The organism is Acidovorax sp. NO-1 (genome assembly GCF_000238595.1).
GTDB lineage: Bacteria > Pseudomonadota > Gammaproteobacteria > Burkholderiales > Burkholderiaceae_C > Acidovorax.
Map to the genome: position 1 here is coordinate 80,242 of NZ_AGTS01000072.1, position 21,011 is coordinate 101,252.

A 21,011-nucleotide genomic window follows, 5' to 3' on the forward strand; every position below is an offset into this window, starting at 1 on the left:
GGGCACGCCCTGCAGCAGCGAATCGGCGGCGCTCACAGTGAACTCACCAGGTGTGCACCATCCACCGCCACCGTCGCGCCCGACATGGCAGCACCGGCGTCGGAGGCCAGCAGAAGCAGCGGCCCGTCCAGGTCGGTCATCTCGCCAAAGCGCCGGCTCGGGATGCGGCTGCGCAGCTTGTCGCCCGCCTCGCTGGTGAGGAAGTCGCGGTTCAGATCGGTCACCACGTAGCCGGGTAGCAGCGCATTCACACGGATGCGGTGGCGCGCCAGCTCCAGCGCCATGGCCTTGGTGGCCTGCACCACCCCCGCCTTGGAGATGGCATAGGGCGCCACGCCACCGGCAACACGTTCGCCCAGGATGGAGGCCACGTTGACGATGCTGCCGCCTTGCCCGGCCGCCACCATGCGGCGGGCCGCCTCGGTGGCCACCAGCCAGCAGCCCTTGAGGTTGGTGTCCAGCACCTGGTCGAAGTCCTCTTCGGTTTGCTCCAGCAGCGGCCGCGTCACCGTGACGCCGGCGTTGTTGATGACCACATCCGGTGTGCCCCAGCTGGGGAGCGCGTCAAAGCAGGCGCGCACGCTGGCCGCATCGCTCACGTCCAGAGACAGCGCGCGGGCCTGGCCACCCGCGGCGGTAATGCCACCGACCACAGCCTGGAGCTTGTCGGCGCGGCGCGCCGCCACGGCCACGCGGGCGCCCACCGACGCCAGCAACTGGGCGAAATGCGTGCCCAGGCCACTGGATGCGCCGGTGACCAGCACCACGCGCCCGTCCAGGCGGAACCGGCTCAGGACGTCCGCGCTCATGCCTGGCCTCCCGCCGCTGCTGCCTCCGCCTTCTCGGCCTGGTGCACCAGCTTGCGCGCCATGCTCCAGCGATGCACTTCGCTCGGGCCGTCGTAGATGCGAAAGGCGCGCATGTCCGTGAAGATGCGCATCACCGGCGATTCGGACGTGACGCCCGAGCCGCCCAGCATCTGCACGCTGCGGTCCACCACACGCCACTGCGCTTCGGAGCACACCACCTTGGCGCGGCTCGATTCGAAGTTGCACTTCTCGCCCTGGTCCAGCAGCCACGCCGTGTGCCAGATGTGCAGGCGCGCGGTGTGCAGGTCCATGTCGTTGTCGGCCAGCATGAAGCCCACGCCTTCGTGCTCCACCAACGGCTTGCCAAACGCGTTGCGCTTGCGGGTGTAGGCCAGTGCCGCGTCGTGCGCCCGCCGCGCCTGGCCCAGCCATCGCATGCAGTGCGTCAGGCGCGCGGGCGCCAGGCGCACCTGGGCGTAGCGAAATCCCTTGCCGATCTCGCCCAGCACGTCGGCGGCGGGCACGCGCAGGTTGTCAAAACGCAGCACGCCATGGCCACCGGTAAAGCAGGCATCCATGGCGTCCATGCTGCGCTCCAGCGTGATGCCGGGGCGGTCCATGTCAGACAGGAACATGGTGGCCGAGCCATCTTCCATGCGCGCCATGATGATGGCGTAGTCGGCCCCCTCGGCGCCCGTGATGAACCACTTGACGCCGTTGATCACATAGTCGTCGCCATCGCGCACGGCGGTGGTGGCCAGCATGGAGGGGTCTGCACCGGCACCGGGCGCGGGCTCCGTCATCGCAAAGCATGAGCGGATGTGGCCAGCCACCTGCGGGCGCAGCCAGCGCTCTTTCTGCGCGGGTGTGGCCACCTCCTCCATCAGGTGGATGTTGCCTTCATCGGGCGCGTGGATGTTCAGCGCCGTGGGGCCCAGCCACGAATAGCCGGCTTCCTCGAACACCGCAGCCTTGGCCACATGGCTCAGGCCCAGCCCGCCCATCTCGCGCGAGGCATGGGGCGTGAGCAGGCCGGCCGCGCGGGCCCGGGCCACTAGCTCGCGGCGCAGCGCTTCGCTGGGGCCGTGCGAGGACTGGCGCTCGTCGTTCTCAAGCGGGATGACCTGTTCGGCAATGAACTGCCGCGTTTTGTCGCGCAGCGCCTGGATGTCGGGGGACAGGTGGAAATCCATGCAAGCTCTCCTTCTGGGTTCGATATCCCACAGAAATTATTGATAAAAACAGGCTTTAGCGCTTATAAATAAAGCGCCAACAGCTATACAAACAATAGCACACCGAGGCGCAGGCACTGCCCCTGTGCCGCCCTGCAGCCTGCGCGCGCCATCACGCCAAGGCCGGCTCCGCAGCCGCCACGGGCTGCGCGCCGGAGCCCGCGGCCGCGCCGCACTCCACCAGCGCGTCCACCACCACGGCGCCCTCACCAGCGGCCCCCACCATCACCGGGTTCAGGTCCACCGAAGCGATGGCGCCGCGCGCACCGGCGATCACCTGGCCCACGGCCACGGCAATGTCGGCCAGGGCGGCGACGTCCAGCGGCGGATCGCCGCGCACGCCGTCGATCAGCGGGGCGATGCGCAGGGTGCGCAGGGCCTGCACCACCTCCTGCTGGCTGAAAGGCGGCAGCAGCACGGCGACGTCCTGCAGGGCTTCGACGTATTTACCGCCGTCGCCCACCACCACCACCGGGCCAAACACGGGGTCGATGCGCGCGCCGACCATGAACTCGTGCTGCCCCTTGTGCATGGCGGCGACGATCACGCCGTCACGGGCCACGCCCATCTCGGTCATCTTGGCGTCAAAGCGTCCGTACAGCTCGCCGGCCTGCTCCGCACTGGCCACCCCCAGGGCCACCAGGCCATGTTCGCTCTTGTGCGGCACCTCGGCCGAGCAGGCCTTCACCACGGCGCGCCCACCCACGGCGTCGAACGCGTTGCGCGCCTCCTGGGCCGAGCGGCACAGGTACATGGGTACGGTAGGCACCCCATGGCGTGCCAGCAGCGCCAGACTGTCGGCCTCGTTGAGGAAGCCCTGCGCGCCCTGCGGAACGACCACCGTGGGCAGCGTGGGCCAGGCGGTGCGCTCGCGGCGCATCAGCGCCGTGTGCCCCGCCACCTGCGCCAGCACGCCCAGGGCCTCACCCTCGTTCGGGAAGGTGGCAATGCCCTGCGCGCGAAAGGGCTCGGCCACGCTTTCCTGCCAGGCGGCGACTGCCACCGGCTTGCCCGTGGTGGCCTCGAACGCTGCGGCATCGCGCGCGAAAGCCTGCACGTCGTAGCCCGCGCCCGCAACCGGAATGTTGATGAAGAACAGGTCGGCTGCCGGGTCCTGCGCCACGGCGGGCAGCACCTTGCCGAACAGGCCGCTGTCGCTCAACAGCGCCGCGGTGATGTCGATGGGGTTGCTGGCCGTGGCAAAGCCCGGCAGCTGGGAGGCCACGGCGTCCTGCGTGTGCTGCGCCAGTTCGGCCAGCGGCAGCCCCTCGTCGTCGGCGGCATCGGCGCCCATGACGCAACTGGCGCCCGAGTTGCTGATGACCACAAGGCGCCTGCCCTCGGGCCGCCAGCCTTTGAGATACGCCTGCGCCGCGCGCGCCTGCTCGTGCGGGTCGCGCACGCGCCAGATGCCATGGTGGCGAAAGAAAGCATCCACCGTGCGGTCCTCGTTGGCCAGTGAACCCGTGTGCGAGGACGCCGCTTTTTGCCCCTGCGCCGAACGCCCCGCCTTGATGGCAATGATCGGCAGGTCGCGCTCGCGCGCGTGCGCTGCGGCGGCCGCCAGCATCTCGGGGTTGGCGATGCTTTCCAGGTACAGCAGCAGCAGCTTCACATCGGGATCGTGGGCCACGGCCAGGGCCAGCTCGCCCACCGTCACGTCGGCCTCATTGCCCGTGGCGTGCACATGGCGCACACCCAGGCCGCGCCCGCGCAGCAGGCCATAGGTCATGGCGCTCATGCCGCCACTCTGGCTGACGATGCCAATCGGCCCGTCCATGGGGGGCACCTCGATGAACATGGTGGAAAAACCCGCGATGGCGCCCGTGCCAAAGTTGGCCAGTCCCTGGGTATTGGGACCGTACAGCCGCATGCCTGCCGCGCGTGCCTTGGCCACCATGTGCTGCTGCAGTTCCAGCCCCGCGGCACCGGTCTCGCCAAAGCCCGAGGCAATGATCACGGCCGACTTGACGCCGCGTGCCGCGCAGTCCTCCACGGCCGCCACCGTCTTGTCGCCGCCCACCACCACCAGGGCCAGGTCCGGCACTTCGGGTAGGGCGCCGAGCGAGGCATAGCTCTTGTGACCCTGGATCTCCGCACGCGACGGGTTGATGGGATAGATCGCACCCTGGAAACCATGGCGCTGCATGTAATAGATCGGGCGCCCGCCGATCTTGTGGATGTTGTCCGAAGCGCCAATGATGGCGACCGAACGCGGATTGAGAGCGGAAGTCAGGAGGTCTTGCATGGCAGTAGGTGTGTCTCGGTTATTCATGGAGTGCGGCTTGTGAAACCGGCGCGAGGCAGGCGAGGGCCGCCGTGCAAGGGTCGCCAAGCCGTGCAGGCGGCGCTTTGCTTGCGTGCACTGGCGGCGTCCCCCTTCAGGGGGAAGGCGCGAAGCGACTCAGGGGGTCAGTCAATCTTTGCCCCGGAGGCTTTCACCACCTTGGCCCACTTGTCGACCTCGGCCTGCAGGAAGTTGCCGTAGGCGACCGGCGTGCTGTAGGCGGCAGCAAAACCCTGGGCGTCAAAACGCTGGCGGATATCCGGGCTTTCCAGCACGGCCTTGAGCTCGGCGTTGAGCTTGGCCACCACCTCCTTGGGGGTGCCGGCGGGCGCCAGCAGGCCGTTCCAGGCGATGGCTTCATAACCCGGCAGGCCGGATTCCGCCACGGTGGGCAACTCGGGCGCCACAGGCGAGCGCTGTGCGCTGGTCACGCCCAGGGCCTTGAGCTTGCCGCCCTTCACATGCGGCATCGACGACAGCATGGTGTCGAACATCAGGTCCACCTGTCCGCCCATCACATCGGTCAGCGCGGGGGCGCTGCCCTTGTAGGGAACGTGAGACATCTTCACCCCGGCCATGGCGCTGAACAGCTCCGCAGAAAGGTGGGTGGACTGGCCGTTGCCCGACGATGCGTAGTTCAGGCCGTCCTTGCGACTCTTGGCCAATGCGATGAGCTCGACCACGTTGTTGGCCGGCAGCGCGGGGTTGGCCACGATCACCAGCGGGCCGCTCGTGAGCTGCGAGACAGGCGCGAAATCCTTGGTCAGCGAATAGTTGAGCTTGGGGAACAGTGCCGGATTGATGGCATGTGCCGTGGTGGCCACCACAAGGGTGTAGCCGTCGGGTTCGCTGCGGGCCACGGCCTCGGCACCCAGGTTGGCGCCGGCGCCGGGCTTGTTGTCGATCACGAAAGGCTGGCCCAGGCGCTCCTGCAGCTTCTGCGCGACAGCGCGCGCCACGATGTCGGTGGGGCCGCCTGGCGGGTAGGGCACGACCAGCTTCACCGGCTTGTTCGGATAGGCCTGGGCAAATGCCAGCGGCGAGGTGGCGGCGCACAGGGCGGCGCAGGCCAGGCCAATCCAGTGGCGGCGGCTCGTCAGGCGGGAAAGGGAGGTGTTCATCATGGCTTGTCTCCTTGGGTGATGTGTTGTGGATGCCGGTGAATGAAAAGGACCGAAAGGAAAGAGAGGGGGCGCTAGGGCGCAGGCGCAAAGCGCACCAGCGTGCGCCCCTGGTGGTCGAAGAAGCCGGCGTGCACGCGATCGCCGATGTGCACGCCCGCTGTGGCATGGGCCATCAGGCGCGGCCCCTCATCGAGCTGCACCAGCGCCAGCGTGTAGGGGGCCAGTGCGCGGAACTCGTCCGACGGCGCACGCGCCACCTCGGTGACGGCGCACACCGTGGCCGCGCCGGCCGCATCGCGCCAGTCCAGCGCCCAGCGTTCGCCGCAGTGCTGGCAGGCGTAACGCGCCAGCGTCTGCGTGCCGCCGCAGGCCGTGCAGCGCTGGTAGCGCAGCACGCCATTGCGCAGGCCGTCGGTGAAGGGGGCGGCCAGGGGGCGCGGTGCGGCGGATGTGTTGGTGTTCATCTCAGTTGTCCTTAGTGCTTCGCGCCACCCAGGGCGCATGAAACTGGCGCGCCCCAAACCAGGGCAGCCGAGCAAGGGCCGCCCCGCAGCGAGGGGCTGCGTCCCCCTTCCCACGCGCAGCGTGAGAGAAGGGGGAAGACGCAAAGCGTCTCAGGGGGTTGTCGCCTCACTTCAGTCCTCGCGAGACAACAGCAGGCTGACATGCGACGACATCACGCCGCCGTCCGCATGGATGAAGGCGGTGCGCGGCGGCGCAATCTGGCGTTCTCCGGCCTGCCCGGTCATCTGGCGCCAGGCCTCGACCGCATGTGCCAGGCCACCGGCCACGCCGCAGTGGCCATACGACAGCAGGCCGCCATGGGTGTTGAGCGGCAGCGCACCGGTGGGCGCAAAGTCGCCCCTGCGGGCGCGCTGTGCTGCGCCGCCACGCGGCGCAAAGCCAATCTCTTCGAGCAGCATGACCAGCGTGATGGTGAACGAGTCGTACACCGCCAGGTAGTCCACGTCGTCCAGGCCCAGTCCTGCCTCGCCGAAGGCACGCTGCGCCGCCTCGGCCGCGCCGCACTGCATCACGTCCGCCATGGCTGTGAGGTGCTGGTGGCGGTGCGCCTGGCCGGCACCCACCATGGCCACGGCGCCGCTCGCCGAAGGGTGTGCGGACACCACGAGGGCCATGGCACCGTCGGAGATCGGGCAGCAGTCCAGCAACGACAACGGCCGGGCGATGGGTTTGGCGTTCAGCACCTCCTGCACCGTGATCGGCGTGCGCAGGTGCGCATCGGGGTGCCTGGCCGCGTTGCCGCGCATGAGCACCGCAAACTCGGCAAGGTCCGCCGAAGTCACGCCCGTGCGGTGCATGTACTCCGATGCCATGAGCGCGTAGTACGCAGGCACCGAGGCGCCGTTGGGCACCTCGAAGTCAGCATCGCCCACCTGCGCCAGCGTCTGGATGGAGCTGTCGCGCGACTGGCCGGTGAGGCGGTTCTCGCCGCCCAGCACCAGCACGTTGCGGCAGCGGCCCGAGCGCACCAGATCCCGCGCCGCCATCAGCATGGCAGCGCCCGAAGCGCCGCCCAGCTGCAGCCCGTGCGCGTAATGCGGCCGCAGCGCCAGGCGCTCACACACCAGGGTGGACAGCATCAGGTGCGGCAGCGTAGTGGCATAGCCGCAGAGCACGCCATCGATTTCATGGCGCGCAAGGCCTGCACTGTCGATGGCCTGCGCTGCAGCCGCATCCATCAGATCAAGCGCAGTGCGCCCTTCATGGCGGCCGAACGAGGTGCCACCGGCCCCCCGCACATACGCCGTTTGCAGCGCTGCAGTCATCGTTTTGTCTCCTTGTGGATGGTGGGTGCCCGCCGGTCGGCGCGGGTGGCCTCGGCCCAGCGCACCTGGCACACCGTGGCCTCGTGCAGCAACGCCTGCGCCAGTGCGGCCTCGCGGGTGAGAATGCGCTCGTTCAGCGCGGCAATGCTGAGGGCTGCCACCGGCCGGCCTTCGGCATCGAGGATGGCCACACCAATACCGCCCATGCGCTCCACGACCACATCCAGCAGCACGGCATAGCCGCGTTCCCGTGCCTGCGCAACGCGCTCGCGCAGCAGCGCCGGGGTGATGCGCGGGTAGCGTTCGAGCTGCCCGCTCAGGGTTTCCAGGGCAGCTTCGCATTCGTCGTCGGGCAGCCAGGCCAGCAGCGCGAGGCTGCCTGCACCCACCCCCAGCGGGCGGCGGCTGCCCACGTTGAGATAGTTGGCCCGGATGGGGTAGGTGCCTTCCTCGACGTCGATGCACAGAGATTCGACGCCGCTGCGGATCGACAACACCACGCTGTCCTGGAACACCCCCGCCAGACGCATCAGGCTCGGGCGTGCCAGGGGGCGGGGGTCAAAACGCCGCAGCGCAGCAGCCCCCAGCACCGTGAGCTCCGGGCCCAAGGTGAATTCCTTGCTCTTCGCGTCGCGCGCCACAAAGCCTTCGCGCGCCATCACATCCAGCAGGCGCAGCGCTGTCGCCTTGTCCAGATCGGCAGCGGCTGCAATGTCGGTCAGGCGCACGCCACCGCCCTCGGACATCACCCGCAGCACGCGCATCGCGCGCTCCACGGAGGAGGTGCTGCCTCGCTCATGGGTGATGACGGCTTTGGGGCGTGCTGGGGATGGCATGGATAGAGTTTCTTTCGATGAAACTGTTTGTGTGCCATCAATCTATGCGCTTGCCCACCAGCAGTCAAAACAGTCCCTGCAAGTTTCATCAAGCAAAACTTTTGATCTGCAGAAACTCTGGCGGTGGGCGGTCTGTGCGTTGTGTTTATGGCGCACGACGCAATGTTCGAAGTCGCCGCAGTGACAAAGGCGCTTTCACACCGAAAGCCACAATCTGCGCCATGGGAACCCTCTACCTTGTGCGCCACGGCCAGGCCTCGTTTGGCGCTGCAGACTACGACCAGCTCAGCCCCCTGGGCCGCCAGCAGGCAGTGCGCCTGGGCGAACACTGGCGCGCACGAGGGATGGCGTTCGACGCGGTCATCACCGGCACGCTGCGCCGCCACACGCAAACGCTGGAAGGCATTGCCGAAGGCCTGCAGGCCGCACCCGAGGTGCTGCAGTTACCAGGACTCAACGAATACGACAGCCACGCCCTGATCGCGGCCATCCACCCCCAGCCCCTGGGCCCGGCCGACACGCCCGAGCGCTACCGCGCGCACTTTCGTGTTCTGTGTGACGCGCTGGCGCAGTGGATGGCGGGTGTCATCAGCCCCCAGGGCATGCCGACATGGAACGAGTTTTCAGCCGGGGTGCGCAGCGCGCTGGACCATGTGCGCCACCACCATGCAGGCCAGAACGTGCTGCTGGTGAGCAGCGGCGGCCCCATTTCCACGGCCGTGGGCGAGGTGCTGGGCACGGCGCCCGAGGTGACGATTGCGCTGAACATGCGCATCCGCAACAGCGCGGTGACGGAGTTCTCGATTGCGCCCAAGCGCTTGATGCTGCAGACGTTCAACACGCTGCCGCACCTGAACGAGCTGGAGCATGCGCAGTGGATCACGCACGCCTGAGGGCATTATTCTTGGTCTTTTCGGGCCCTGGCGCCCGTGCATAAAGCGCCAATAGCTATTATATTTATAGCAATTCGCTTTAACGCAGCCCGGGCCCGTCCGCCAAGGTAGACAACGGCAGCGCCCGCAGCTCCTGCAGCAGCACCACCAGTTGCCCCGCAGCGGCATCCACCACCGCCCGCCCCTTGTCCACCGAGGCTCCAGCCGCGTTGCCCACGGCGCCCGCCGGGTGGTAATCCTGCATTTGCCAGCCCAGCTTGGCGCTTTTGCCGTTGCCCAGGATGGCGTAGCGCTCCGACCGGTCCTGGGAGGTGGAGCGGAAGTTTTGCGCGTGCTCCATGTGCACCGTGGCGGGCGCCAGGTGCAGCATCATGGAGGTCTCGATCTCGCCCGCATGGATGCCAAAGCGGTGCTCCTGGGCGCTGAACTGCTCGGCCACCGACTCGGGCAGCGGCAGGCTGAACCAGCTGGCGCTGTAGACGATGAGATCGCAGCGGCTGCGCAGCTCGCGCGCCACGATGTCCATCACGCTGACCTGGCCGCCGTGGCCGTTGAACATCAGCAGCTTCTTGACGCCCGCGCGGGCCACACATTCACCAATCTCCGTCCACAGCGCAATCACCGTGGCCGGGGACAACGTGAGCGTGCCGGGAAAGCGGATGTGCTCGGGGCTCAGGCCCACGTTCTGCGGGGGCAGGAACAGCACCGGCAAATCGGCGGGCAGTTGCGGCAGCGCGGCATCGATCACCCCCTGCAGCAGCGTGGCATCGACCGACAGGGGCAGGTGCGGCCCATGCTGCTCGATGGCCGCCACCGGCAGCACAGCCACCACCTGGTCGGCCTGGCCGCTGTGATGCAGCGCGGCAAAGTCGCGGGTGGTCAGGTCCGCCCAGAAGCGCGAGGGCAAGGCCAGGGCGGAGGAAGTTGGGGGCACGGCGGCAGCGGTCATGCCGCGATGTTAGCTGCGGTCTAAGCCACGCACGCACGCCCTATCGCAGCGCCGTGGTGATGAGCCAGTACACACCATGGCCCGCGCCCAGTGCCAGCAGCAGCGCCAGTGCCGCACCGCTGGCGCGGGTGGGCAGGCCACAGTGCCGCTGCCACGCGCGCACCCCCAGCGCCACGGCAGCACTGGCAGCGGCCAAGACCGCCCAGAGCATCCACACCAGCCCCCGACCCATGCAGCCAAAACTTTCGCAATACAGCGTGAAGCCGTAGTACGACAGGGCCACCAGCACCGCACACAGCGCGAGCAGCAGGCCGTCCAGCACCCGCCCCATCCGCTGCGCCCTGCGCGAAGGGGGTGTGGCGGCGGCGTGGGAAGCAGGTGCGTTCATGAAAGCCTCAGCAGGGGATGCGGGCCAGCATAGCGCCGGGTTGCACACAACGTGCCGCCGCCCGTCCCGCTACCATCACCGCATGACCCAAGACCTCTTCCGGCAAGACGCCTACCTGCGCGAATGCAGCGCCCACATCACCGCCGTCACCGATGCCGGCATCGTGCTGGACCAGACCGTGTTCTACCCCCTGGGCGGCGGCCAGGCGGGTGACAGCGGCGTGCTGGTGCTGGCCGACGGCACCGAGATCGCCATCGCCGACACCCGCAAGGGCAAGGACGGCGACGGCCACCCCACCAGTGACATCGTGCACATCCCCGCCCCCGGGCAGGAAGAGAGCTTGGCGCAGGTGGCGCCGGGCGCTGCCGTCACGGCCCGCATCGACTGGGAGCGCCGCCACCGCATGATGCGCCTGCACACCACCAGCCACCTGCTGTGCCATGTGGTGCCGCAGCTGGTCAACGGCTGCTCCATCACGCCCGACTACGCGCGGCTGGACTTTGCCATGACCGACCCGCTGGACAAGGAGCAGCTCACCGCCGCCATCGCCATGCTGGTCGCAGCCGCCCATCCTCTCACCGTGGCCTCGATCAGCGACGAGGAGCTGGACGCCAACCCTGCCCTGGTCAAGAGCATGAGCGTGCAGCCCCCGCGCGGCACCGGGCGCATCCGCACCATCCGCATCGGGGGCGAAGGCGACACGCCATTGATCGACCTGCAGCCCTGTGGTGGCACGCATGTGGCCAACACGGCGGAGATCGGCGCCATTGTGGTGACCAAAATCGAAAAGAAAAGCGCCACCACCCGCAGGGTGGTGCTGGGCTTTGCCCAGTGAGCGACGAGCAGAGCGCGTACCCCACGCTCAACCCTCGTGAGCCACCGCAGCCGCCCGTTGCATTGGCTTACGCGGGCCGGCAGACAAAGCGGACAATAGCGGCCGCGCACAACTGCCCGGGCTGCTGCGCCCACCCTTGCCTGCCGCCATGCCAATCTCCCTGCGCTCCGTCTCGTTTGCCACCCTGCGCCAGCACCGCTGGTTCCGCCCCGCCGTCCGCGCGCTGGCGGGTGTGATCGCCCTCTGGTTCGTGACCTGGCTGGCCCTTCCACCGCTGGTCAAGGGCCCGCTGGAGCGCATTGCGTCCGAGCAACTGGGGCGCACCGTGACGGTTGGCGGCATCGACTTTGAGCCCTGGAGCCTGGAATTCGCCCTGCGCGACGTGGCCGTGGCGGGTGCCAACGGCTCGCCCCCACAGCTGACCATTGGCCGCGTCTATGCCGATGGCGAGTTGCAATCCCTGCTGCGCCTGGCGCCCGTGGTGGACGCCTTCACCATTGAAAACCCCGTGCTGCGCATCACCCACCTGGGTGACGGCCGCTATGACGTGGACGACATCATCGCCAAGGTCACCGCGCCCCAAAGCGAACCCGAGCCCGACACCGGCCCCGCACGGCTGGCGCTGTACAACCTGGCGCTGACGGGCGGAAGCATCGACTTCATTGACAACGCCGTCCGCGAGACTCACGAGGTGCGCGCGCTGGCGCTGCAAGTGCCGTTCATCAGCACGCTGCCCTCGCAGCGGGAGGTGAAGGTGGAGCCCCACCTGGCGTTCACGCTGGATGGCAGCCGGTTTGACTCGTCTGTCCAGAGCACACCGTTTGCACAGACTGGCCATGCCGATGCACAGATCCAGCTCCAGGGCCTGAACCTCGCGCCCTATCTGGGTTACCTGCCCGCGAATCTGCCCGTCAAGGTGTTGGGCGCCACGCTGGATGCGGATGTGAAGGTGGCCTTCGAGCAGCACCCGCGCATGGCCGTGAAGCTGACCGGCACCGTGCAAGCCAGCGGCGTACGCATCGCTGACCGCCAGGGCGCCGACCTGCTGAGCTACGAGCGGCTGAAGATCGACATGGCCGATGTGCGCCCGCTGGAGCAGATCGTGCGCCTGCAGCATGTGGAGCTGACGGCGCCCGCGGTGACCGCCACGCGTGATGCGAACGGGCAGCTCAACCTGGCGCAACTGGCAGCGCCCGCCCCGCAGCCAGCGGCGGCCCAGGGCACGACCACCGCGCCTGCGGCGCCTGCAGCTGCCGCTGAACCGGCGTCTTCGCCTGCGGCCGGGGCCAGCGCAGCATCCGCCACAGCGTCCCCCGCATCCACGGGCAAAGCCAAGGCGAAGACAGCCGCCCCCGCCTGGGCGGTCGAAGTCGCCTCGGTCGCGGTGCGCGGGGGCACCCTGCGCTGGGCCGACGCCACCACGCGCCCCGCTGCCGCCCTGCAGGCCACCGACATCACGCTGGATGCGGCCGACGTCGCCCTGCCCTTTGCCAAGGACAACGCCAAGCCCTTCAGCTTCAAAGGCGGGCTCAACCTGCAGGGCAGCACACTCAGCTTCACCGGCGAAGCCACGGACCAGAAGGCCCAGGTCAACGCCACCGTGAACGCGCTGGCGCTGCAGCTGGCCGCGCCCTACCTGGCCCAGACGCTGGAGCCCACGGTGACCGGCCAGCTCAGCGGCGATGTGGGTGTGGCGTGGCAAGCGCCCACGCCACAGGCCGCGCAGGCAGGCGCCACCGGCGTCACCCTCAAGGCAGGCCCCTTAGCGCTGGAGCAACTGATCGTCAAGCAGGGCAAGACCACCTTGGCCAGCCTGGGCAAGCTCGACATTGCCGGGGCCGTAGTGCCTCTGGACGCACGCAGCGCCACGCTGGATCGCCTGGCCATCAGCCAGCCTCAACTGGCGGTGGAACGGGGCGCGGACGGGCGCTGGATGTTCGAGCGCTGGCTCAAGGCGGCACCCGCCGCGCAAGGCAGCGCAACGACCGACCCAGCCCCCGCCAGCAACGCCGCGCCCTGGAAGCTGCGCGTGGCCGATTTCTCGGTGCAAGGCGGCACCGTCTCGCTGGCCGACAACGCCCAGCCGCGCCCCGTGGCGCTGGACGTGACGGCGCTGGGCATCACCGCCCGCAACCTGGCCAGCGACGGCAGCAAGCTCGAAGCTTTCACGCTCACCGCCCGCGCCGCCGCACCGGGCAAGGGCAGCAAGGCCGCGCCCGGCAAGCTCGACTACCAGGGCACGCTGGCCCTGAAGCCGCTGACCACCCAGGGCAAGCTCGACGCCACCCGCCTGCCGCTGCACGCACTGGACGGCTACCTGGCCAGCCAGCTGTCGGTAGAACTGCTGCGCGCCGACGTGGGCTACCGCGGCCAGGTGGCCCTGGCGCAGACGGACAAAGGAGTCAGCCTGCGTCTGAGCGGTGATGCCGTGGTGGAAGACCTGCAGGCCAACAGCACCGCCGCCTTCACCCCCAAGACCGAGGCCCAGGTGGGTGAGGAACTGCTGGCCTGGAAGAGCCTGAACCTGCGCGGCCTGGCCGTGGCCACCGCCCCCGGCACCGCGCCGCGCGTGGAGGTCAAGGAGACCAGCCTGGTGGACTTTTTTGCCCGGGTCACCATCAACGAGGCCGGCCGCATCAACCTGAGCGACATTGCCAAGACCCCGGCCGAGGCACGGGCGGCCAACGCGGCCAGCGTTGCGGCCAGCACGGCCGCCCCCACGGCATCAGCCCCGGCCTCAGCCGCATCGGCAACGCCCACCGCCCCTGCCACTGCTGCGGTGGCCCAGGCCGACCCGCTGGCCCCTGTGGTGGCCTTTGGCCCCGTGAGCCTGGTCAACGGCCGGGTAGCGTTCTCGGACTTTTTCATCAAGCCCAATTACTCGGCCGACCTGTCCGATCTGACCGGCAAGCTCAGCGCGTTCTCGTCCGAAGCCTCGGGTGGCGAGCCCATGCTCGCCGACCTGGAGCTGCGCGGCCGCGCCGAGGGCTCGGCATCGCTCGAAGTCACCGGCAAACTCAACCCGCTGGCCAAACCGCTGGCACTCGACATCGTGGGCAAGGTGCGCGACCTGGAGCTGCCCCCGCTCACGCCCTATTCCGTCAAATACGCGGGCCATGGCATCGAGCGCGGCAAGCTCAGCGTGGACGTGAACTACAAGGTGCTGCCCAACGGCCAGCTCACCGCCAGCAACCGGCTGGTGCTCAACCAGCTGACCTTTGGCGAGCCCGTGGAGGGCGCGCCCAACAGCCTGCCCGTGAAGCTGGCCGTGGCCCTGCTGGCCGACCGCCAGGGCGTGATCGACCTGGACCTGCCCATCAGCGGCTCGCTCAACGACCCGCAGTTCCGCATTGGCCCCGTGATTTTCAAGGTCATCGTCAACCTCATCGGCAAGGCGCTGACCTCGCCCTTCAGCCTGCTGGCCAGCGCGTTGGGCGGTGGCGAAGAGATGAGCCATGTTCCCTTTGCCCCCGGCAGCGCCACGCTCACGCCCGAGGCGCAGCAGAACCTGGACAAAGTGGCCAAGGCCCTGGCCGACCGCCCCGCGCTCAAGATCACTGTGACGGGCACGGCCAGCCTGCAGGAGGAGCGCGAAGGCCTGCAGCGCGAAAGCCTGCAACAACGGGTGCTGGCCGAAAAACGCCGCGCCAACCCGGGCGACACCGCCCCCGTGTCGGCCGCCGAATACCCCGCCCTGCTCAAGGATGTGTACCGCCGCGCCGACATGCCCAAGCCGCGCAACCTGGTCGGCCTGGCCAAGGACCTCACCGTGCCCGAGATGGAAACCCTGCTCCTGGCCCACCAGCCCGCCACCGAGGCCATGGCCGCCGAGCTGGCCACGCAGCGCAGCCAGGCGATCCGCGCGTACCTGGTGGCACAAAAGCTGCCGGTGGAGCGACTGTTTGTGGCGGCGCCCAAAGCGGGCAAACAAGCCGAAAAGTGGACACCCCGTGCGGATTTGAGCCTGGCGACACAATAGGCGGCTGGCTGGCGGAAGGTTCCGGGGAATCCCCCGCCAGTCTGATCGCCCCGCAGGCAGCTCGCTGGGCGCCGGAACCAAACCCGTCAGCCCCGCTCCCACACTGCACCATGCCCTACCGCCTGTTCCACCGCCTTGCAGTCACTCTTCTTTTGATAGCTGCTAGCGCTTACTGGACAAGCGCCAGCGCCCAATTTAGTTCAAAAACCAGCGGACAGGGCACCAGCGTGGTCACCACGCCCTATGTGCGTGCCGAGCTGCTGGCCCATGCGCCCCAGGGCGTGGCGCCCGGCCAGCCGCTGTGGCTGGGTTTGCAAATCACCCACCAGCCCGAGTGGCACACCTATTGGAAGAACCCTGGCGATTCTGGCCTGCCCACCGACCTGGCCTGGACGCTGCCCGCCGGTCTGGACGCGGGCGAGATCGCCTGGCCCCTGCCCAAAAAGATTCCCATCGGCACGCTGGCCAACTACGGCTACGAAGGCACGGTGCTGCTGCCTGTGCCCGTCACCGTGGCCAGCACCTTTGCCCCCGGCCCGCTGGCCAAGGACGCCACCATCCAACTGCGCGCATCGTGGCTGGTGTGCCGCAAGGAGTGCATTCCCGAAGAAGGCGAATTCACGCTGCAGTTGCCTCTGAAAAGCACGACCGCCCTCCACAGCGCTGCTTTTGAGGCCGCAGCAAAGGCCCAGCCCCAACCCGTGCTGGCAGGCACCAACGGCATCGTGCCCGACAGCCAGGCCCAGATTGCCGACGGCAACCTGCTGAACGTCAGCGTGCAGGGCCTGCCCGTGGCGCTGCGTGGCAAGACACTGGACCTGTTCCCCGAAACCGCCGAAGTCATCGACAACGCCGCGCAGTGGAAGCAGGCCTGGAACGGCAGCGTGTGGACCGCGCAGATTCCCCTGTCGGCCCAGCGCAGCGCCAGCCCCAGCCTGATGCCCGTGGTGCTGGCCGAGCAGTCGCCCGCACATGCCACTGGCCCCGACACACGCACCGGCTACCGCGCCGAGCTGAAGGTGCTGGGTACCTGGCCGCCGGTTGCATCCATGGCGGCCGTATCGCCCGCGCTGGAGGCCGCACTCAAGGCCAACGCGGCACAGGCAGGCAGCGCGGCCACGTCAGCTGCAGGCTCCGGTGCCTCGCCCCTCACCCTCACCGCCGCGCTGCTGGGCGCCTTGCTCGGTGGCCTCATCCTCAACCTCATGCCCTGCGTGTTCCCGGTGCTGGCGATCAAGGTGGTGGGTTTTACCCAACATGCGCAAGACCGCCGTGCACACCGGGTGAGCGGCATCGCCTACACGGCGGGCGTGGTGCTGTCGTTCATGCTGCTCGGCGCCCTCATGCTGGGCCTGCGCGCGGCGGGCGAGGCGGTGGGCTGGGGCTTTCAGCTGCAATCGCCCGCCGTGGTGGCATCGCTGGCGGCGCTGTTCACGCTGATCGCGCTGAACCTGGCGGGCGTGTTCGAGTTCGGGCATTTCCTGCCTTCGTCGGTGGCCAGCCTGCAGGCACGCCACCCGGTGGCCGACAGTTTTCTCACCGGCGTGCTGGCCGTGGCCGTGGCATCGCCCTGCACGGCGCCCTTCATGGGCGCATCCCTGGGCCTCACCGCCACGCTGCCCGCGCCCCATGCGCTGGCCGTGTTTGCGGCACTGGGCCTGGGGCTGGCGCTGCCGTACCTGGCGGCAAGCTTTGTGCCCGCCGTGGCGCGCGCCCTGCCACGCCCCGGCGCGTGGATGGACACCTTCCGCAAGCTGATGGCCTTCCCCATGCTGGCCACTGTCGTCTGGCTGGTGTGGGTGCTGGGCCAGCAAAGCGGCATAGACGGTGCGGGTGCGCTGCTGATCCTGCTGGTGGGCCTGTCGCTGGTGGTGTGGGCCCTGTCGCTGGCCGGGCGTGCGCGCGTGTGGATGGCCACCGTGTCCATCGCGGCCATGTCCTTGCTGGTGTGGGCCTTCGTGCCCCACATCACGCACATTCCTGCCGCGCAGGCCGCCACACCGTCCACGCAGGTTTCCGCCACCGGCTGGCAACCCTGGGCACCCGGCGCGGCCGAGCAGATCGTGGCCACGGGCCGCCCGGTGTTTGTGGACTTCACAGCCGCCTGGTGCGTGACCTGCCAGTACAACAAGAAGACCACGCTGGCCGACGCCAATGTGCTTGCCGACCTGCAGGCCAAGAACGTCGCCCTGCTGCGCGCCGACTGGACGCGCCGCGACCCTGCCATCACCGCCGCCCTGGCCGCGCTGGGCCGCAGCGGCGTGCCCGTGTATGTGTTCTACCAGGCCGGCAAGCCGCCCGTGGTGCTGACCGAAGTGCTCAGCGTGGACGAGGTGCGCGCCACGATTGCCCAGCTGTAACCCGGTCCGTTTTCATCAACCCGCCAACCCCTTCAGGAGGCCCTGCCATGAAGCTGCTTCGCCGTACGTTGATTGCCACTGCTGCCCTGGTGGCACTGGGTGCCCAGGCCGCCGCCACCGTGGGCCAGCCCGCGCCCGACTTCACGCTGAAGGACACCAGCGGCAAAACGGTGCGCCTGTCGGACTTCAAGGGCAAACATGTGGTGCTGGAATGGACCAACCCCGGCTGCCCCTTCGTGAAAAAGCATTACGACAGCGGCAACATGCCCACCACGCAGAAACACGCCACCGGCCAAGGCGTGGTGTGGCTGTCCATCAACTCCACCGAAAAAGCCAGCAGCGACTACCTGGAGCCCGCCAAGCTCGCTGCCTGGAAAGCCGAGCGCAAATCCGCCCCCACCGCCGTGCTGATGGACGAGGAAGGCACCGTGGGCCGGAGCTACGGCGCGCGCACAACGCCCCACATGTACATCGTCAACCCGCAGGGCCATCTGATCTATGCGGGCGGCATCGACAGCATCCCCTCGGCCCGCCCCGCCGACATCGAAAAGGCCACCAACTACGTGAAGGTGGGCCTGGCGGAGGCGCTGGCAGGCAAAGCCATCTCGGCCGCGACGACGGCGCCGTACGGGTGCAGCATCAAGTACAAGTCACCAGCCTGAGGTCTGTGCGCCGCACTTGCTGCCGCACGTCCGGTGGTGCACCAGGCGGCGTCTGACTGCCCCGAGCAGTTCACGGCCCAAGCGCGCCGGAAAAGCCGTAACACAAATTCACCAAATTTTCCGGCAAATCGGGTTTTAACCAATTGACTTTTCTGCGGTATTTCACGGTTTCTTCCAAGTGTCATATTCGGCAGTTGTAATCGCTGTAAGCCACCGGCCTCTCTTGCGAGCTGGAGGCTTGGGGTCGTGCATAGCTTCTGGTGGGGTGGTTGCGATCCCAAGTCCCCGGTCAGCGTTGCGGGGCCCCTGCGCTTGCATCTTCAACCACCGGAATTGACCCCCATGAAAAAATCCCTGATTGCCCTGGCTGTGCTGGGCACCGTCACCACCCTGGCCTCGGCCCAATCCAGCGTCACCCTGTACGGGCGCGGCGATGCCGGCCTGGGCAAGGTGTTTGGCGGCAAGTCGGAAATGATCAGCAGCTACAAGGAAACTTCCATGATTGGCCTGCGCGGCACTGAAGACCTGGGTGGCGGCCTGAAGGCCATCTTCAATTTCGAACAGGAAGTCAACCTGGAAACCGGCGGCACCACCGCCAACACCTGGAACCGCGCCGCCCTGGTGGGCATCGGCGGCGGTTTTGGCACGTTCGAGATGGGCCGCATGACCACCCCGCAAGCCCGCACCATGGGCACGTTCGACCTGAACGGCACCGCCAACCAGAGCTCGGCGCTCAAGAACGTGGACCTGCGCGCCGACGGCAACCTGGGCAGCAACCGCCAAAACAGCCAGTTCCAGCACACCTCGCCCAACTTCAGCGGCTTCCAGGCCCGCGCCGCGGTCCTGCTGAAGGAAGACCGCGGCGCAGCACCCGCAGCACCGGCTGCCGACACGCGCAAGTCGTCCTACCAGCTGGCCGCCAGCTACAAGAGCGGCCCGCTGACCGTGGGCGCCGCCGTGCAGAGCAAGATGGCCGAAGGCGCCAACAACCGCACCGGCTTTGCTGTGGGCGCGCGCTACGACTTCCCCGCGGTCCAGGTGAGCGCGCTGTACACGCAGGACGAGTCGCGCACCACGGGCAAGGGCTTCGGCTTGGGTGTGGCTGTGCCGCTGGGCGCACTGATGGTGGGCGCGCAAATTGCCCGCGTGACGGACAACCCCAACCCGGCCCGCGATGGCGCCACGGCCTACGAACTGTTCGCCAACTACTACCTGTCCAAGCGCACCATGCTCTACGCAGCCTATGGCGGCCTGAACGACGAAGCCAAGGCCATCCGCAGCACCACCGGCTCCAACACCCTGGGCGTGGGCGTGGTCCACAGGTTCTGACGGGTGGGCACCTGGCGGCACCGTGCCGCCAGCCTGCCATTCCCCCAACGCCGCGCCCTGCGCGGCGTTGTCGTTTACGGGGGCGTATGCCTTGCGCGCCTGCGCACCGCCGCCAGCGGCCTGCGTACACTGGCGCGCATGCTCCACACCCCCGACACCATCAGCACCCTGCTCGGCATTTTCTTGGCCTGCCGTACCCCGATCATGGCGGGCGCCGCAACGATCCCGATCCACCGACCTTGCAGCGACCTTCATTTCAAAAGGGTCGCGCACGCTCCACGCAACGCCATGGCAGCCAAATTCTTCATTGCGACAACTTTGTGGGTCATCGCCTCAGTAGTTTATGCCCAGCCTAAAGTGCTTTTGGAGGCGTGTAACTCGATTGACGATCGAGCAAGGCGCATGGAATGTCTAGAGGAAATAATGCAGCGCCAAGCAGCCAAACACGACGCCAAAGATGCTCAAACTACAGCACTCAAACGCGCAAAGGCTGCTTTTGCCGCAATAGCCAGCACCGTGCAATCGGGAGTTTCTTATAACAACTACTCCGTGCTTATTCTTGAGCCAGCCAAAGAATTAGGAATTCTTCGCCAGGAAGTTCCGAATCTTGACTCAGCCGCTCTCAGCAAGCTTAGCGAAGCGGTAGCCGCATACAACGATGCGGGCACCGTTTGGCGAGCAAGCATCTTCAATAGCCAGGATGCAGGTATTTTCTTCGGACAAATTCTTGACCCCGTCCGCACCGGACTAACTTCAATCGTTGACCGATATCGACTCAGCACCACGACAGTTCTTCTAAGTACACATCTTCCCGTCGAAGCCGCTCTATCAACCATCTGGCGGAGCGCGGAAATGTCCGCCAAGAATGCGTTCGAAATCGCTGATGGCGTGCCTCAAACTTACGCTGGGCCCAAAGCTGTCTGCGATCAATGGGGAAACCCTAAAGACATGCATGGCAACCCGTGTGTTCAAGACTGAATCCGCTCACACACATCACCGAGCATAAAGGTTGCATGAGATGAGCCGCACCCCCGACACCATCAGCACCCTGCGCGATGTGCTGGCGCGCTGCCGCACCATCGCGGTAGTGGGCCTGTCGCCGCAGTGGCACCGCCCCAGCTTCTTTGCCGCCAAATACATGCAGGCGCACGGCTACCGCATCGTGCCGGTGAACCCGGTGGTCGCGCGCGAGGGGGGCCATATTCTGGGCGAGCCCTGCCACGCCAGCCTTTTCGAGGCCGAACAGGCCATCGCGCGCCAGGGCGGGCGCATCGACATGGTGGACTGCTTTCGCAAGAGTGCCGACATCCCGCCGCTGGCCGAGGAGGCCGTGGCCATCGGCGCACGCTGCCTGTGGCTGCAGCTCGGCGTGACCCACGAAGACGCCGCCCAGCGCGCCGAGGATGCGGGCCTGCAGGTTATCCAGAACCGCTGCGTGAAGATCGAACATGCCCGCCTGTTCGGCGGCCTGGGCTGGATGGGCGTGAACACCCAGGTGATCACCGCCAAGCGCCTTCGACAGCTCCCTTATTGATAGC

The 21,011-nt window shown here is 67.7% G+C and carries 17 protein-coding genes; 8 read left to right on the forward strand and 9 right to left on the reverse strand.

Annotated features, from left to right (window positions below):
- Window positions 1–32: 32 nt before the first annotated feature.
- The 7 genes from KYG_RS08430 to KYG_RS08460 all read right to left on the reverse strand — a co-directional run bounded on the left by KYG_RS08430 (window position 33) and on the right by KYG_RS08460 (window position 8,078).
- On the reverse strand, window positions 33–809 hold the full coding sequence (locus KYG_RS08430) for an SDR family NAD(P)-dependent oxidoreductase (RefSeq protein ID WP_008904445.1): 777 nt from the start codon (window positions 807–809) through the stop codon (window positions 33–35).
- Window positions 806–2,002: an acyl-CoA dehydrogenase family protein gene (locus KYG_RS08435; RefSeq protein WP_008904446.1), complete on the reverse strand. Its 1,197-nt coding sequence runs from the start codon at window positions 2,000–2,002 to the stop codon at window positions 806–808. Before KYG_RS08435 ends, KYG_RS08430 begins: the two co-directional genes overlap by 4 nt.
- A gap of 151 nt (window positions 2,003–2,153) precedes the next feature.
- Window positions 2,154–4,289, reverse strand: a complete 2,136-nt coding sequence (locus KYG_RS08440) for an acetate--CoA ligase family protein (RefSeq protein WP_008904447.1) — start codon at window positions 4,287–4,289, stop codon at window positions 2,154–2,156.
- A 164-nt stretch (window positions 4,290–4,453) separates the two neighbouring features.
- Window positions 4,454–5,452: a tripartite tricarboxylate transporter substrate binding protein gene (locus tag KYG_RS08445; RefSeq protein WP_008904448.1), complete on the reverse strand. Its 999-nt coding sequence runs from the start codon at window positions 5,450–5,452 to the stop codon at window positions 4,454–4,456.
- A 71-nt stretch (window positions 5,453–5,523) separates the two neighbouring features.
- Window positions 5,524–5,916: a Zn-ribbon domain-containing OB-fold protein gene (locus KYG_RS08450; RefSeq protein WP_008904449.1), complete on the reverse strand. Its 393-nt coding sequence runs from the start codon at window positions 5,914–5,916 to the stop codon at window positions 5,524–5,526.
- A 171-nt stretch (window positions 5,917–6,087) separates the two neighbouring features.
- Window positions 6,088–7,242, reverse strand: a complete 1,155-nt coding sequence (locus KYG_RS08455) for a thiolase family protein (RefSeq protein ID WP_008904450.1) — start codon at window positions 7,240–7,242, stop codon at window positions 6,088–6,090.
- Window positions 7,239–8,078: an IclR family transcriptional regulator gene (locus KYG_RS08460; RefSeq protein ID WP_008904451.1), complete on the reverse strand. Its 840-nt coding sequence runs from the start codon at window positions 8,076–8,078 to the stop codon at window positions 7,239–7,241. The genes KYG_RS08455 and KYG_RS08460 overlap by 4 nt, the downstream gene beginning before the upstream one ends.
- 221 nt (window positions 8,079–8,299) lie before the next feature.
- On the opposite strand from KYG_RS08460, the gene KYG_RS08465 reads away from it, so the two are divergent.
- Window positions 8,300–8,971 carry a histidine phosphatase family protein gene (locus KYG_RS08465; protein ID WP_008904452.1) on the forward strand — a complete coding sequence of 224 codons (672 nt, stop codon included), beginning with the start codon at window positions 8,300–8,302 and terminating at the stop codon, window positions 8,969–8,971.
- 79 nt (window positions 8,972–9,050) lie between these two features.
- Here KYG_RS08465 and KYG_RS08470 read toward each other — a convergent pair whose 3' ends face one another.
- Both KYG_RS08470 and KYG_RS08475 read right to left on the reverse strand, forming a co-directional pair.
- Window positions 9,051–9,920: a creatininase family protein gene (locus KYG_RS08470; protein WP_008904453.1), complete on the reverse strand. Its 870-nt coding sequence runs from the start codon at window positions 9,918–9,920 to the stop codon at window positions 9,051–9,053.
- A 40-nt stretch (window positions 9,921–9,960) separates the two neighbouring features.
- Window positions 9,961–10,308, reverse strand: a complete 348-nt coding sequence (locus tag KYG_RS08475) for a hypothetical protein (protein WP_237707230.1) — start codon at window positions 10,306–10,308, stop codon at window positions 9,961–9,963.
- 82 nt (window positions 10,309–10,390) lie between these two features.
- On the opposite strand from KYG_RS08475, the gene KYG_RS08480 reads away from it, so the two are divergent.
- From KYG_RS08480 to KYG_RS08510, 7 genes are all read left to right on the forward strand, one after another.
- Entirely contained in the window at window positions 10,391–11,143 is a 753-nt protein-coding gene (locus KYG_RS08480) for an alanyl-tRNA editing protein (RefSeq protein WP_008904455.1), read from the forward strand.
- Window positions 11,144–11,291: 148 nt separating this feature from the next.
- Entirely contained in the window at window positions 11,292–15,122 is a 3,831-nt protein-coding gene (locus KYG_RS08485) for a DUF748 domain-containing protein (protein ID WP_008904456.1), read from the forward strand.
- Between the two features lie 110 nt (window positions 15,123–15,232).
- Window positions 15,233–17,482: a protein-disulfide reductase DsbD gene (locus KYG_RS08490; protein WP_034693779.1), complete on the forward strand. Its 2,250-nt coding sequence runs from the start codon at window positions 15,233–15,235 to the stop codon at window positions 17,480–17,482.
- A gap of 47 nt (window positions 17,483–17,529) precedes the next feature.
- Window positions 17,530–18,144 carry a thioredoxin family protein gene (locus KYG_RS08495; RefSeq protein WP_008904458.1) on the forward strand — a complete coding sequence of 205 codons (615 nt, stop codon included), beginning with the start codon at window positions 17,530–17,532 and terminating at the stop codon, window positions 18,142–18,144.
- Between the two features lie 342 nt (window positions 18,145–18,486).
- Entirely contained in the window at window positions 18,487–19,473 is a 987-nt protein-coding gene (locus KYG_RS08500; RefSeq protein WP_008904459.1) for a porin, read from the forward strand.
- Between the two features lie 138 nt (window positions 19,474–19,611).
- A complete protein-coding gene (locus KYG_RS08505) occupies window positions 19,612–20,451 on the forward strand; it encodes a hypothetical protein (protein WP_008904460.1) in 840 nt (279 codons plus the stop codon).
- A 40-nt stretch (window positions 20,452–20,491) separates the two neighbouring features.
- Complete coding sequence (locus KYG_RS08510; protein ID WP_008904461.1) at window positions 20,492–21,007, forward strand: CoA-binding protein; 516 nt, start codon at window positions 20,492–20,494, stop codon at window positions 21,005–21,007.
- Window positions 21,008–21,011: the final 4 nt, after the last annotated feature.